The organism is Allocoleopsis sp. (assembly GCF_036703385.1).
Lineage (GTDB): Bacteria > Cyanobacteriota > Cyanobacteriia > Cyanobacteriales > Coleofasciculaceae > Allocoleopsis.
Genome location: NZ_DATNPA010000010.1, coordinates 1 through 13,474, shown reverse-complemented (window position 1 = coordinate 13,474; position 13,474 = coordinate 1). Strand labels below are relative to the sequence as shown.

Annotated in this window: 15 protein-coding genes and 2 pseudogenes; 3 read left to right on the top strand and 14 right to left on the bottom strand. The window is 45.5% G+C overall.

Annotated features, from left to right (window positions below; genetic code table 11):
- The 3 genes and pseudogenes from V6C93_RS00425 to V6C93_RS00415 all read right to left on the bottom strand — a co-directional run.
- Positions 1–763 (bottom strand): annotated as a pseudogene (locus V6C93_RS00425) (hypothetical protein); the annotation flags it as partial.
- Positions 764–895: 132 nt separating this feature from the next.
- Positions 896–2,140: a hypothetical protein gene (locus V6C93_RS00420; protein WP_333474660.1), complete on the bottom strand. Its 1,245-nt coding sequence runs from the start codon at positions 2,138–2,140 to the stop codon at positions 896–898.
- Positions 2,141–2,279: 139 nt separating this feature from the next.
- Positions 2,280–2,615, bottom strand: a complete 336-nt coding sequence (locus tag V6C93_RS00415; protein ID WP_333474659.1) for a hypothetical protein — start codon at positions 2,613–2,615, stop codon at positions 2,280–2,282.
- Positions 2,616–3,256: 641 nt separating this feature from the next.
- Here V6C93_RS00415 and V6C93_RS00410 point away from each other — a divergent pair.
- Positions 3,257–4,090, top strand: a complete 834-nt coding sequence (locus V6C93_RS00410; RefSeq protein WP_333474658.1) for a DUF2382 domain-containing protein — start codon at positions 3,257–3,259, stop codon at positions 4,088–4,090.
- Positions 4,091–4,486: 396 nt separating this feature from the next.
- Here the strand turns inward: V6C93_RS00410 and V6C93_RS00405 are convergent, their stop codons facing one another.
- The 5 genes from V6C93_RS00405 to psbV form a co-directional block, all read right to left on the bottom strand.
- A complete protein-coding gene (locus tag V6C93_RS00405; protein ID WP_333474657.1) occupies positions 4,487–5,221 on the bottom strand; it encodes a rhomboid family intramembrane serine protease in 735 nt (244 codons plus the stop codon).
- A gap of 221 nt (positions 5,222–5,442) precedes the next feature.
- Positions 5,443–6,147, bottom strand: coding sequence for a rhomboid family intramembrane serine protease (locus V6C93_RS00400; RefSeq protein ID WP_333474656.1), 705 nt, complete (start codon positions 6,145–6,147; stop codon positions 5,443–5,445).
- A gap of 295 nt (positions 6,148–6,442) precedes the next feature.
- Complete coding sequence (gene petE, locus V6C93_RS00395) at positions 6,443–6,859, bottom strand: plastocyanin (protein WP_349262575.1); 417 nt, start codon at positions 6,857–6,859, stop codon at positions 6,443–6,445.
- 92 nt (positions 6,860–6,951) lie between these two features.
- Positions 6,952–7,488 carry a photosystem II cytochrome PsbV2 gene (psbV2, locus tag V6C93_RS00390; RefSeq protein ID WP_333474654.1) on the bottom strand — a complete coding sequence of 179 codons (537 nt, stop codon included), beginning with the start codon at positions 7,486–7,488 and terminating at the stop codon, positions 6,952–6,954.
- Between the two features lie 141 nt (positions 7,489–7,629).
- Complete coding sequence (gene psbV / locus V6C93_RS00385) at positions 7,630–8,118, bottom strand: photosystem II cytochrome c-550 (protein WP_333474653.1); 489 nt, start codon at positions 8,116–8,118, stop codon at positions 7,630–7,632.
- On the opposite strand from psbV, the gene V6C93_RS00380 reads away from it, so the two are divergent.
- Complete coding sequence (locus V6C93_RS00380) at positions 8,105–8,341, top strand: hypothetical protein (protein ID WP_333474652.1); 237 nt, start codon at positions 8,105–8,107, stop codon at positions 8,339–8,341. The genes psbV and V6C93_RS00380 overlap by 14 nt on opposite strands.
- A 7-nt stretch (positions 8,342–8,348) precedes the next feature.
- On the opposite strand, the gene V6C93_RS00375 is transcribed toward V6C93_RS00380, so the two are convergent.
- The 6 genes from V6C93_RS00375 to leuB form a co-directional block, all read right to left on the bottom strand.
- Positions 8,349–8,552, bottom strand: coding sequence for a translation initiation factor IF-2 (locus tag V6C93_RS00375; protein WP_333474651.1), 204 nt, complete (start codon positions 8,550–8,552; stop codon positions 8,349–8,351).
- A 92-nt stretch (positions 8,553–8,644) separates the two neighbouring features.
- Positions 8,645–9,568 (bottom strand): acetyl-CoA carboxylase, carboxyltransferase subunit beta, encoded by a 924-nt coding sequence (gene accD, locus V6C93_RS00370; RefSeq protein WP_333474650.1) that lies wholly within the window; start codon positions 9,566–9,568, stop codon positions 8,645–8,647.
- A 16-nt stretch (positions 9,569–9,584) separates the two neighbouring features.
- A complete protein-coding gene (locus V6C93_RS00365) occupies positions 9,585–9,815 on the bottom strand; it encodes a hypothetical protein (protein WP_333474649.1) in 231 nt (76 codons plus the stop codon).
- A 159-nt stretch (positions 9,816–9,974) separates the two neighbouring features.
- Positions 9,975–10,796 carry a prepilin peptidase gene (locus V6C93_RS00360; protein ID WP_333474648.1) on the bottom strand — a complete coding sequence of 274 codons (822 nt, stop codon included), beginning with the start codon at positions 10,794–10,796 and terminating at the stop codon, positions 9,975–9,977.
- 158 nt (positions 10,797–10,954) lie between these two features.
- Positions 10,955–11,221, bottom strand: a complete 267-nt coding sequence (locus V6C93_RS00355; protein ID WP_309229107.1) for a hypothetical protein — start codon at positions 11,219–11,221, stop codon at positions 10,955–10,957.
- Between the two features lie 97 nt (positions 11,222–11,318).
- Positions 11,319–12,407, bottom strand: coding sequence for a 3-isopropylmalate dehydrogenase (leuB, locus tag V6C93_RS00350; protein ID WP_333474647.1), 1,089 nt, complete (start codon positions 12,405–12,407; stop codon positions 11,319–11,321).
- A 454-nt stretch (positions 12,408–12,861) separates the two neighbouring features.
- Between leuB and V6C93_RS00345 the strand changes: the two are divergent.
- Positions 12,862–13,474 (top strand): annotated as a pseudogene (locus V6C93_RS00345) (hypothetical protein); the annotation flags it as partial.

Below are 13,474 nucleotides of genomic sequence, written 5' to 3'. Positions count from 1 at the left end.
AATTTTTGTTTCCAACTAACTGTAATAGGACGTTGGCGGGTGTGTTAGGATTTGAAGCCAGCCTTTGGAACATCATATCATCCCCTAGTTGAGCCAATTTTTCTAAGAGAAAAGCAGGTGCATTAGCGTTACCTGCGACTTCTAAACCTATCCAAAATTCGGCATCAGGAGCTAATATATTTGCCAGTAAACTTACATCTACTTGGGGAGTAATAACTATTTTGTGGCGATTCAAATCATAAGTTTTTCCTGCTAAATAGTTGGTAGATGCCTGGGTATTTTTAGTTAGTTTTTGGCGAGGCAAAGTATAATTATTTTTAACTAATTTCTTGAGTATTCTTTCTGGTGTTTTGGGATTTCTAGCAACTCCTAAACGAACCCAAAGCTCGTCATCTTTGGCTAACTGTTCCAGAATTCTCTCCGGCGTATTTGGATTCTGGGCAACATCTAGGCGGTGTTCCCAATTTTTATCTTTCGCCAACGCTTCTAGGTTGCTCTGAGTTGTACTAGTACTTGGAACTACCTTGCGATCGCGAACGAAACTTAATTCAGCTAACTCTCCCCAAATTTCACTATCATCGCAATTCTCATCAGCTCTTTTTGCTAACTGCTTTAAAAGGCTTTTCGGAATCTGTAAATTCCGCGCCACTTCTTCACGAATCCATAAATTACTATCTCTAGCTAGTTCCTCTAATATTTTCCCTGGTGTATTAGGATTTGAGGCCACTCCCAAACGAATTTCCCAATTATCATGCCGAGCCAAAAACTCAAGAGTTTTCTCGGGTGTGTGGAGATTCGTCGCAAGTTCCTGAAAGAAGGTATCGTTTTTAGGTAAGCTTTTAAGGATAAAATCAGGTATTTTAAATTAAATTGAGAGCAGTAAGAGCGATGGACATTAACGGCGAGCTTGTAAATGAGCTTTGGCAGCAGTACGAACAAGGCGGTTGGCATCAAGAGCCAATGTTTGAAGAGTATCGAGTGGGGTATTAGGATGCTGCGCGATCGCATAGCGCTCTAACCATGCCAACGAACGGCTGTTTTCCGCTAAGGCTTGACTTGGGATTTGGGGATGGAAAAGAATGAGAAGACGGATAAAAGAAGAAGGATTATAATCGCTCATCTCGTAGCCTTCCGATTTTTTTCTCAATTGATGCCTTAGCATTACAGGGAGATCATCCGGGTTTTGCGCCAAGTAGGCTTCCATCGCAACTAAGCGAACCTTCCATTCGCGATCGCTTAATAGCTGCTTTAGCAGTTTTTCAGACGTGTTAGGGTTTTGTACCACGCCACAGCGGACTTCAACCGTTTTATCCTTGGCTAATAGCTGCAAAAGACTTTCAGGTGTGTTGGGATTTGTCGCAACAGCGGCTCGAAACTCCCACTTCTTATCCGTCGCTAACTGCTCTAGAAGATGGGGGAGGTGATTCACATTAGGATTAGGAGCAACCGCTTGGAGGAATTTATGGTCATCCTTATTCCTAGGTAAGCGATCAACAATAAACTCAGGGATTAAACCCAGTTTGGCTAACTCTTCTATATATTGTTGATTTTTTGGATGGAGAGCCTCTTTTTGCATAGCCTTGTGAGCGTCCTCATCCCAACCTTGATGCATCTCTCCTGCCCAGTTGACATGGAGTTGCGCCGCCTCAGCAACTTGAATATCATCATTCTGAACCAACTTCTCTAATACAGTTCTGGAGGTTTGGGCATTCACGGTTACGGCTAACTGTACCTCGCGATCGCAGCGAATCGCGGCTTGCTCTAAAAAAAAGACTGGCACTGATTCCTGCTTCAGCAGAGTTACCAGGGTAGTTAAGGGCATTTCCTCTACTACATTGGCGTTCTCTAACCACAACAGCGAGAAGATTGGATTATTTAGTAGTTGCTCTGGAAATTCACGCCCTAAATACAGCAATACCTCAGTCGGTGTATTAGGGTTCGCCGCGACGTAAGAGCGAGTAGTCGCATCTCTGCTATTAGCCAATGTTCGGAGTAGTTCGGAGGGTGAACTCAGGTTGGCAGCAACCCGTCGTGCTAAATCGGTGCTAATTGCTGCGAGTTCTCGGAGGCGATCGCAACTCGTTCTTTCATTCGTGGCTTCCTGTTGCAGGCTGAGGTAGCCAGAGAGCAGCTCTTCCATCGTTGTTCCATCATCTGCTCCTATGAATCTGATTGCGTGGTTGATCATGAGCTTTCCTGAGATGTCGCCTCCTGAACATACGTGCTGTATAAACCTATCTCTAGCCATGAGAAAGGTATGCAACCAATCAACTCAACAGCTACCGACTACCTCCTGGCGAACCAGGGACGGGTGGAGGGTTGTCGGAATCTTTGTTACAGACTTCAGCTCTGCTCAAAAGGTTCAAGATATCGGTGCTATCCCGTTGGAGATTTCTGCCTGAAACCTGCTCAAAGGGAGAATGAGTTTCTGCTAGAGCTTGCCGTATCACCTGAGTGAAATCTTGAGTTGTGTGAGCAAGCGCTCCTCCGGAATAACTAAAAGCAAGTGTCCAAGTCGGAGCTTTAGCGAGGACAGCACCCAACGCGATCGCTGCGGCTGTTGTGACTAGCAGGAGTTCACCGAAAGAACTAATTGGGGCAAAACTGAACTTCATCCTCCACCTCCTAGAAAAGAGGGCTTATATTTTCTTACTATTCCAGGGTGTTCAAGCTTTTTGTTTGGCTGTGTAGTCAGATTCACAGGTCGGTAAATGCCACATCCAGGCATACACAGCTGTGAATGCTACCTATGACAGCGAAAAGGTGGGAGGGGCATCAATACTGCTCGGTTAAGAGCTTTCTCCCGCCTCGTTTCTAACATGTTCCCAAACCCAGGGGTAGTTAAGCGAGGCTCGAATGGCTTTCAAAATACGCCATAGCTCTGTTTTGAAAGATAATTATTTTTATGACAAATAAAATTTATTGATATCAAAAACACGTCTTAAGTGGCTTGATATTTTAATGATATTTCTATAACCGTAACTGCATTTATAGCTTATAGCATTTAGTAGAAATACTTATTGTTTTTACGTTAATTTACAGGACTTGAGTACCGTAACGCAACGCTAAAACAAAGGTTTTAGATTTTTCGATATCGCCTAGAATGACGTAATTTAATACTATTACTTAAGTTCTAATTCATAAAAAATGATTTATCTCTATAGGCAGATTCCAGCTTTTTTCTCAATGTCTAGTATTTGGAACAGAAGAGAAAATACAGTGATTGCAAGAAAAATTTCAAAAGGAGAAGAACCCTATGACATTACGAAAAATTGCAGATGCTTATCCCAACTACAAACAAGATATTTTCGGAGGTGATGACATCAAAGGATATGATGTCTACACAACTGAAGGTAATGAAAAAATTGGCTCAGTTTATGATGCTCTGGTTGATGAATCAGGTAGTTTCCGGTACTTTGTGATTGACACAGGATTCTGGATTTTTGGCAAGAAAGTCTTAGTTCCAATGGGCAGTGTGCAGTTAGATTATGATCAGCACCGCGTCTATCTCACAGGTATGACCAAAGCAGAAGCAGAAAGTATGCCTGAGTACAACGAAAACATGACCATTGACTACGATTACGAAGAACGGGTCAGAAATGTCTTCCGACCCAGCTCTAGCGCAGCGGCTCAGTCTACCTATGACCGTAACACATACAACTATGACTATGATCGCTCCCTTTACCAACCGAATGAGGGGAACAACCAAAAGCTTCGCTTGTATGAAGAGCGTTTGTTGACCAACAAACAGCGTCAGAAAACGGGTGAAGTTGCTGTTGGCAAGCATGTAGAAACTGAAACCGCTCAGGTTTCAGTTCCGGTAGAAAAAGAGCGAGTGATTATCGAGCGCACCTCCCCTACTGACGCCAGAGAAGTTACACCGGGTTCTGTTGATTTCCGTGAAGGCGAAGTGGCTCGCATGGAGGTCTATGAAGAAACCGCTGAAATCCAGAAGCAAGCCTTTGTCCGGGAAGAAGTCAGCGTCAGGAAGGAAGTTGAGCGTGACACAGTAAATGCAACAGAAACACTGCGTCGTGAAGAACTAGATGTTGATGTTGATGGCAGGCCAATTATCGATAAAAATTCCTAGGCTTGCTTTCCGTAAGTAAATCAATAAGTAAATCAAGTTGCGCAAACCCACCCCCTGAAGAGGGGGTGGGTATTGATTATAAAGCTTGTATAGCAAAAGGCAGAATACAGAGGGCAGAAGGAAAAAGATTGACTGGTCAAGATTTGAATATTTGACTTTTTCTTCTGATGTACTTCACACAATACCAATTCTCTATGAAGTTGCAGTTTATGAACCCGCGGCTGTCGCTCTGCTGTCGCCGTCCCCCGAACTCTAGGCGGACTACAGGGGGTAATTAATTAAGCGCATTACTATGGAGGAGTGGTATCAGAAACGCCATAATTTAACAATTAAAACATAGAAGTAGTTCGCGCAGTGTTACGCAAACTATCTTCCTATTAAAAAGCTCCTGAAAAATTAATATGATTCTGGTTCTGTGTTATAAGCTGGGGGTTTGGTATCAGGAGCAAATAACCCTAATAAGGGTCCAAGAATTGCGCCAAAAATAAAGCCGCCAGCATGTGCCCAATAGGCAACTCCACCACTTTCCATCCCAACATTCGCTGGTGCTTCTAGCATGGCTACCCCATTAAAGGCTTGCTGCAAAAACCAAAAACCTAGATAAAACAGGGCAGGGACTCTCAGCGTGGTGAAAAAGAAACCCAAAGGAAGTAAGGTTACCACCCTGGCCTTAGGAAACTTAAGAATATAGGCTCCCATAACTCCTGCGATCGCACCACTGGCACCTAGGGAAGGAATTACAGAGTTAGCTGAGAAAAACCACTGGGTAAGAGCCGCTAATACCCCACAAGCTAGATAAAAAATCAAAAACTTAACGCTACCCAATTCCTCCTCAATATTGTTGCCAAAAATCCACAGAAACAACATGTTAAACCCTACATGGGTAAAGCCCGCATGGAGAAACTGTGAGGTGATCAAAGTCAGGGGTTCTGGCACTGGCTGATTTACAGAAATGCCATTAAAACTGTACGTGAGTTCTTTGGGAACAACCGCAAAAAGATGGAAAAATCCATCAAGCTGAGGCCCAGCCAAAGTGAGTTCATAGATAAAAATCAAGAGATTGGCAGCTATTAGGGCGTAAGTGACATAGGGAGTTATTCTTATCGGATTTTCATCACGTAGGGGAACCACAAGCGTTTTTCCTAATTATTTTACTAAACTAAAAAAAACATAACTTAATGTGGCTTTCCTTCGCTGCCAACTGAGGATAGATTTTTGGTTCCACCAAATCAGAAAAGATGACTCTCTAGATAGAGGAGCTGTTCTAGGATGAAGTCAGATAATTACCGCTATATGTTGGGCAAAAATTTGTTATTTCTCAGACGGTTTGATGCCTTGGCAGATTGTGAGATTCAGAGTCTAGAATCTTCAGAAAACAGCCCAAGCAAGGGGCCAAGAATTGCTCCGAAAACAAATCCACCGGCGTGCGCCCAGTAAGCCACTCCCCCACTCTCCATCCCGATATTACTGGGTACATTCAGACTGGCAATGCCGTATAAAGCTTGCTGTATGAACCAAATTCCCAGGAAGAAGATGGCTGGGATATCGGGAAATACAATGAAGGGGCCGAGAAATACTAAAGTGCGGATTCTAGCATGGGGAAACCTGAGGATATAAGCACCCATAACACCTGCGATCGCACCACTAGCACCCAGCGAAGGAATCCCGGATTGCATGGAGAAAAACCACTGAGTCAAAGCCGCTAATACGCCACAAGTAATGTAAAAAATTAAATACTTTACATGTCCTAGCTTGTCTTCGATATTGTTGCCAAAAATCCACAAAAACAGCATATTTCCCAAAATATGCAAATAACCACCATGTAGGAATTGAGAGGTCACCAAGGTTAGCAGTTCTGGCACTGGCTGATTGACGGGCTTGCCCAGGAGAGTAGCGGTTAACTCGCTGGGAACAACAGCATAAAGCTCAAAGAATTGATCCAGCAGACTTTTCGTTAAACGCAGCTCATACAGAAAAATAAAGACATTTGCGCCAATCAGGGCATAGGTGACGTAGGGAGTGATGCGGGTGGGATTGTGATCGCTAATGGGAAACACGATAGGTCGTTCCTATTTATCCAAACATGGGAAAACCCTATCCTAACTCGCTTGATTTGTCTGCTCTCTTATGTCATAAAAAAACCCTCTCCAAAGAGAGGGTTTTGTTTTTAGCAAAAGGTGGAATTGAAAAGACTTACTAGCCCTGCTCAACTTATTCTAGAACCTGGGCAGCCATATCGTTGGTTTGATTAACACTTACCCAATGAATAGAGAGACATCTATCTAGTTGGGAAAAACCAATCCACAAAACGACAAGTGATTAGCAATTTCGACACAATAATTAAGGTTTTAATTATTGGACAATGACCTTGCCTGCCATGCCAGCACCCCGGTGAGGTTGGCAGTAGAAAGGATAGGTTCCAGGCGCGGTGTCGGCTGGGAAAGTCGCTTCAAAAGACTCACCTGGAGAAAACGTTAACTTATCATGAGATAACTTTTTCGCCAATGCCTTATCTCCACCAGGGAATTTAGTGTCATCAAAGACAGCGTTGTGAGGCGGAACTTTATTCATCACCCACTTGACTGTGTCACCTGGCTTAATCGTGACAGTCGATGGCTCGAACTGAAGCATTCCACTGTCGGTACCCATTTTAATCGTATAGGTGTCCGCTGCTGCGGGGGTTGCTGACAATGCAAAGCTAGCAACTATCAGCAAGATTGTAGACAGTAGTAGACCCAGCCTGCGTGAAATTGCGGCTTTAAATTTCATCATTTTCTCCGAAAATTCGCCATTGAAGTCTTTATTAATATCTTAGAGCAAGTCTTTACCCTTCTTACCTCTGTCAAGGGTTCTAGATGTAGTTAGAAATTAGAGGTACCCCATCCAGGTGCTTTCTGGGCTGCCCTGAGAACGAAGGCGGCTAACATCTCGATTTGCTCCTGTGGTATCCAACCTTCTGAAACTTGACGGCACCAAAAGGTTAAATCACTCCCATCATAGGTCATGGGTTCTCTCAGAAAATTTACGATGCCGTCGATGTTATCACGAGGTGGTGTGGCACCAGCGAGGGTATCCAGCGCTAAAGACACGGTTGGATCAGGCAAGGTCGCTCCTCCAACATGACAATTGATGCAATGAGCCTCAAACAGTTCTTTGCCGACGGACAAGTCTTCGCCAGAGAACAGCTTTGTCTGCCCCTTTTCATCTATATCCAGAGCTATGGGTTCTTTAACATCAAGATAGCGCCTAACGTAGCTATCTACAGCAGCCTGAGCCGGTGAGCTGACCATAAAGACGCCCAAGACAGCCATTAAAACGGCAAGGAAAAAGTAAGTTGAGAACAGTTGACGCCGTAAGGAGTGTAAAAGTTGAGGAATTTGGATGGAACTGGTCAGCATTAATCCTTAGTCCTTAGTCGTTGGTCATTAGTCCTTAGTCATCAGTCACTAGTGCTTAGTTTGTCAGCCATGTCTAACGACTGGAGGAATAACCAATGACCAACGACCGATGACCAATGACTCAATCACACAAGCTGGATATTAGTTGTAGACTTTGCCACCTCCCCACATTCTGCCGATGATTTTCGGCTGGAGAAGGATATGACCCGCGATCGCTTCCAGGTCATCGTCTGTGAGATTTCTCATCTCTGAATAGATATCAGCACTCTTGAGACTGGGGTGTAACTCAGCAATTTCAGTTTCTCCGTCATAGGTGGTGGGATTCTTCATGTAATCCACCAAGGCGGCAATGTTGTCCCGTGGTGGCGTTGCTCCAGCCAGTGAATCAGTCCCTAAGCCCACGTTGGGGTCAGTTTTCGTTCTGCCGCCACCATGACATTGTGCACAGGTATCGTTAAACAAACGCTTGCCTTTTTGCACCTGCTTGAGGCTGAGGGTAATGGTGTCACCCCCTTCATTGGCCTTTACGGTACGCACGTCAGGGGTCAGTTCAACAGCGGCTGCACTCCCGACAGCGAGTTGAAAGGCAAAAAATACAACTGCCAACGCAAGCAAGATGAGTCGCTTCATTCTTGGTTCTCCTTCAAAAATATGGCTCATTCGTTTTAGCTACTCAACACAGCACGGACTCAATCTGGAGCCTATCCTCTATCTGAGGGGCATCACCGTCAACCCAGCGATCGCCTTTGGCAGTGCCCCTTGGGCAATCGGCAAAAAAGATTCCTTGGAGTACGAAGGAAACGCGCACTGGTTTTGTGGGAGCTTTCCCAAAGGAATTACTCACCGATGGTAGGTGGAGCCTAATCTCCCCCACTAGAAGGTGTAACTGAACCCTCTCTTTCGGACAAAATCATAGAAATAATTGCCTTGGCATCCTCCAGAGCCAGACGGGTTTCTTGAGTTTTGTAAGCAATTCCCAACTGCTGGCATAGATGACATACTTCCTCAGGAGGAAGGTCATACTCTGCGGCAATCTCCGCAATTGACAGGTCTGCAAACCCCATAATTATTGGCTGGCATCAAACAAGATCGAGTCTCTTAAAATATGATGCCACTCTTGCGACGCCTTTCCCTAACGAAGAAGAGGAGGTTGGGATCAATCGGAACTTCTGACACTCAAGCGCATCGCTTCGGCTATCGGAAACACCGATGGTGAGGTTGAGAGGGGTTGATGTAGGTTAATCAGCTGGGCAAGGGTTTTTTTCAATTGAGTTCGGGGCACGATCGCATCCACGAAGCCGTGCTGTAACAAATATTCAGAGGTTTGAAAATCGTCGGGCAGCTTTTCGCGGAGGGTTTGCTCAATCACCCGGCGTCCAGCAAAGCCAATTGTTGCTTCGGGTTCTGCCAGAATAATATCGCCAAGCATGGCAAAGCTTGCCGTAACGCCGCCCATCGTGGGATGAGTCAGCACCGGGATGTAAAGCAGTCTGGCTTCACGATGGCGCTCTAGAGCTCCTGAGATTTTGGCCATCTGCATCAGACTGAGCATCCCCTCTTGCATCCGGGCTCCCCCAGAGGCACAAATAATCAGAACGGGTAAGCTTCGTAGTGTTGCATGTTCGATGAGACGGGTGAGTTTTTCGCCCACGACTGATCCCATACTGCCACCCATGAACCGGAAGTCCATGACACCCAAAGCAACAGGTACACTCTCTAGCTGACCTGTGCCAGTTTGAACTGCGTCTACCACATGAATTTTGTCTTGAGTCTCTCGCAAGCGATCGCTATATTGTTTGCGATCGCGAAACTTGAGAGGATCGGTCGGACGCAAATGCTCATCCAACGGCATCCAAGTATTAGCATCAATCAGCTGCTGGATACGCTCATCACTATAGACTCGCATATGGTGCTTGCATTCCAGACAGACCAGTTGATTAGCCTGTAGGTCTTTTGTATAAGCCAACACCCCGCAAGCCGGACACTTAGTCCATAGCCCGTCCGCAATCTCTCGCTCCTGAGGTTGTTGATTAGTCGGTTCTGATTTTCGTCGATTTGCAAACCAATCGAATAAAGACATGTAATTTTTTTATTCCTTAATTGTTATCGGATGCCCCAGCTTGCTCCTCTTCTGGACAACTCAATAGAAGTAAAGCTGTCCATTGGTCTTGGGGGCGGACTTGCAATGCTGCGGAGCTACCCGCACCAAAATAGGGAGTTATCCCTGTATCGAGAATTCGACTGGGGATATCATGAGCCGCTAGCACCTGCTGCATCAGCTCGGCTTCCCAGCGGGCATTGGTTGTTTTTAGGGTGATCCAAGACACAGGTTAATCTTATCAAGACTCAAGACGCATATTTTTGGGTTAATAATACAAGGGATTTGGAATAAAGGTTTAAGGTTTGGAGGTTTTAACGTTGAAAGTTTAAGGTTTTCTTACATCCAAGTGCTTCCCTTGTCAACTTGTTTGACTTGCCAACCTGCTTCAGATCAAAGGGAAAAACAGCCGCATATAAGTAGAGACAATGGCCTCGCCCCAAAAAACTGTCAAGGCTGCTCCCAAAGCGAGAAAGGGACCAAAGGGCATCGGTTGTCTTCTATCTAGCCAACCGAGCGCGATCGCGCCTCCCCCGGCACAAGCTCCCACAGCACAAGCGATGAATCCACTCAACAGCAGATACTTCCATCCCAACCAAGCTCCCATCATCGCCGCGAGTTTGGCATCACCCCCACCCATCGCGGTTTGTCCGAAAAGAATCGAGCCTACAAAGGAAATAAGATCGAATAACCAAATTCCCAGCACCGCGCCAACAATGCCACTCATCAGCTGCTGGGACACTCCTGTCCATTGAGACGCGTGCAAAAAACCGACAGTTCCTTGAAATACTAAACCCGCCATCAATCCCGATTGGGTTAAAACATTTGGGAGAGTCATCGTATCTAGGTCAATCAGAGAAAGAGCCAATAACCAGCTCAAAAAAGCCCAATATCCTAAAGTTAGCCAGCTAAAACCATAGAACCAGAATACTAATAAAAACAGCAGACCCGTGCCCGCCTCTACTAGGGGATAGCGCTTAGAAATCCGACTTTTACAGAAACGACAACGTCCTTTCAACCACAGCCACCCAAGGACGGGAACATTATCTCGCTTTTTTAACGGACGCAAACAATCAGGGCAGCGAGAAGGGGGCCAGAACAATGATAGTTTCGCAGGCAGTCGATAAACAACCACATTCAAAAAGCTGCCAAATGATGCACCTACAGCAAAAATAATCAAAGAAGATACAGCAGTAAACAGAGCTTCCATATCAAAAATAGGTTGCAGCTTTTAGGGCGAGCAGGTTGGCAAGTTGATCAGGCGAGCAGGTTACAGAGCGATAAGATTCGCTATAAACTTTTAACCTTCAACTCTTAGAAACCTTCAACCTTCTAACCTTCAACTCTTAGAAACCTTCAACCCTTAACCTAATAAATCTCTGCCTCTAGTTGGCTAAAAGGCACAAAACATTCTTGAGGTAAAAGAATAGGTCTTTTCTTAAAAATTAGTTTTCCGCGATGGGTATATCGGTCAATGGCTACACCAGTGGGACGCTGTGTGAGGTCTGGATGCACTTCATAGTAAGTGCGATAAATTTGTCGAGCTGACCTCAGTAAAACGGGGTCTAGCAACATCGGAATATCCATCCGCTCTATGTAATTTTCTGGCCATTGCTGTGATGATGTATATACCACCCGCCTACCCCTATTATTTAAGCTCGACTTTAATCCAACAGCGCAATTACAGCAAGAGGCTTGAGCGCGTAAACGCGGCAAGCGCCAGTCCTATGATTCAGCTTCCAGATAGTGCCTGAATCAGTGCATCTCCCATAGCTCGGCAACCTAGCGGGTTCATTCCTTCTGACATGATGTCCCCTGTGCGATCGCCTCGCTCCAAAACCTTGAGCACGGCTTGCTCAATGCGGTCAGCCGCCGTTGGCTGATTTAAACCATAGCGTAGCATCATTGCTGCACTGAGAACCTGAGCTAAGGGGTTAGCTTTATCCTGTCCAGCAATGTCGGGGGCAGAGCCATGAACGGGTTCAAAAACCCCAGGTTCTTTTTCGCCTAAACTAGCAGAAGGTAACATCCCGATACTACCTGTAAGCATAGCGGCAGCATCAGAGAGAATATCTCCGAACAGATTGCCCGTCACAATCGTGTCAAACTGCTTAGGTGCCCGCAAAAGCTGCATAGCAGCATTATCTACATACAGGTGAGAGAGTTCCACATCCGGATACTCAGTGGCGAGTTGAGTCATGCGATCGCGCCACAACTGGGACACCTCTAGTACATTGGATTTATCCACCGAACAAAGCTTTTTACGGCGTTTTCGAGCCGCTTCAAAGGCTACCCGCCCAATTCTGTCAATTTCGGCTTCGGTATACGCCATCGTATTGACGCCTCGCTTCTCACCAGTTTCTGTGGTAAAGATTCCCCTGGGTTGACCAAAGTATATACCGCCAGTGAGTTCTCGTACCACCATAATATCAACGCCCTCAACCACCTCTCGTTTTAAACTTGAAGCATCAATCAGTTGAGGTAAAATCGTCGCGGGTCTTAGATTGGCAAATAAACCTAAACCCGCTCTCAATCCTAACAGCCCAGTTTCAGGGCGTAAATGCCGAGGCAGTGTATCCCACTTGTAGCCACCAATCGCCGCTAGTAAGACAGCATTGCTGTTACGGCAAATTTCCAGGGTTTTGGCAGGTAGAGGCTCACCTGTTGCATCAATTGCTGCCCCCCCGATTAGGGCTTCGGTGAATTCAAACGTTATATTGAGCTGCTCACCGACGACTTTTAAGACATCAACCGCGACTGCCATGATTTCCGGACCAATGCCATCACCTGGCAAAAGAGTAATACGGTAATGTTGTGCCATGCTGGTTGTTTGCTCCGTAGACAAAGCGAGACGTGTAATCAGTAAACAGCGGGTAACCCCAACCGGTTTATTATCATACCGAGGAAAGGAACGGTTTCAACCAATCGCCGCATTTTCCTGTTGATCGTTTCTGCACAAGCTCCCGTCAAAGCAACTCAGGGAAGGATAGGATTGGGGTTATTTGGGGAATCGTACAGCTCGGCAGAACTTTTCTAGCAGATCTGTTCGTATCGTTTTCTTTTCATCCGTCCGAAATGGGCTAAATACCTCAGCTGTCTTGCATAAATGGCGAACGGCAAGGAGATAAATACTTATTAGTAGCCTTCATGAATTGCGCACACCAGAACGCATGAAAATCTCTAATCTTCAACCTTCTAACCTTCAACCTATTTTCAGAATAGGTAACCACAATTGACTTAGAGCAAGAACTCTCTTGTCTTGGAGACATTAATCAATGGAACTAAAACGGCTAAACCAACTAGTCGAGTGGAATCCGCAACTGTTTCGGGAACTCAAAGGTCAGCTCAAAACCCAAAACCTCTTTGTGGCAGTCAGTACCTCCTTAGTCTGTCAACTCCTCCTCCTCCTCCTTGGCAGTCAGAGAGGTGGGGACTGCACTGATACCTGGTATATCCAATGGGAGGGTGTGTTTAAAGCTCTCAACTTGATACTGCCTTGTCTCCTACTCACTTGTGGTGTTTACCTGCTCATGAGTGATTTGGGCAAAGAAGAGCATCGCGGCACTCTTAACTTTATTCGCTTGAGTCCACAGTCTAGCCAAAGCATTCTGATCGGTAAAATGCTGGGAGTTCCTGCGGTACTTTATTTGGGGATAGTTCTCGCCGTTCCATTGCATGGTGTCTCTGCCTTAGCTGCGGATTTCCCCTTGGGCTTGCTTTTGGAAATTTATCTCCTCTGGGGGGTCGGTTGTGGTTTGTTCTACAGTAGTGCTTTCTTGATGACATTGCTCTATGGAGCTAAAAACGGAATTCAAGCTCTAGCTTGGAGTGGTAGCTTATTAAGCTTATTGGGCGCATGGGTTTATCTTTGTGTAATTAATGTCATTT

Coding starts and splice junctions, on each gene's coding strand:
- V6C93_RS00380 (WP_333474652.1), top strand. CDS start 8,105: ATGAGTCGCTTCATTCTTGGTTCTCCTTCAAAAATATGGCTCATTCGT.
- leuB (WP_333474647.1), bottom strand. CDS start 12,407: ATGGCACAACATTACCGTATTACTCTTTTGCCAGGTGATGGCATTGGT.
- V6C93_RS00420 (WP_333474660.1), bottom strand. CDS start 2,140: ATGGAAGAGCTGCTCTCTGGCTACCTCAGCCTGCAACAGGAAGCCACG.
- V6C93_RS00415 (WP_333474659.1), bottom strand. CDS start 2,615: ATGAAGTTCAGTTTTGCCCCAATTAGTTCTTTCGGTGAACTCCTGCTA.
- psbV2 (WP_333474654.1), bottom strand. CDS start 7,488: ATGCTGACCAGTTCCATCCAAATTCCTCAACTTTTACACTCCTTACGG.
- V6C93_RS00360 (WP_333474648.1), bottom strand. CDS start 10,796: ATGGAAGCTCTGTTTACTGCTGTATCTTCTTTGATTATTTTTGCTGTA.
- V6C93_RS00410 (WP_333474658.1), top strand. CDS start 3,257: ATGACATTACGAAAAATTGCAGATGCTTATCCCAACTACAAACAAGAT.
- V6C93_RS00375 (WP_333474651.1), bottom strand. CDS start 8,552: ATGGGGTTTGCAGACCTGTCAATTGCGGAGATTGCCGCAGAGTATGAC.
- psbV (WP_333474653.1), bottom strand. CDS start 8,118: ATGAAGCGACTCATCTTGCTTGCGTTGGCAGTTGTATTTTTTGCCTTT.
- petE (WP_349262575.1), bottom strand. CDS start 6,859: ATGAAATTTAAAGCCGCAATTTCACGCAGGCTGGGTCTACTACTGTCT.
- accD (WP_333474650.1), bottom strand. CDS start 9,568: ATGTCTTTATTCGATTGGTTTGCAAATCGACGAAAATCAGAACCGACT.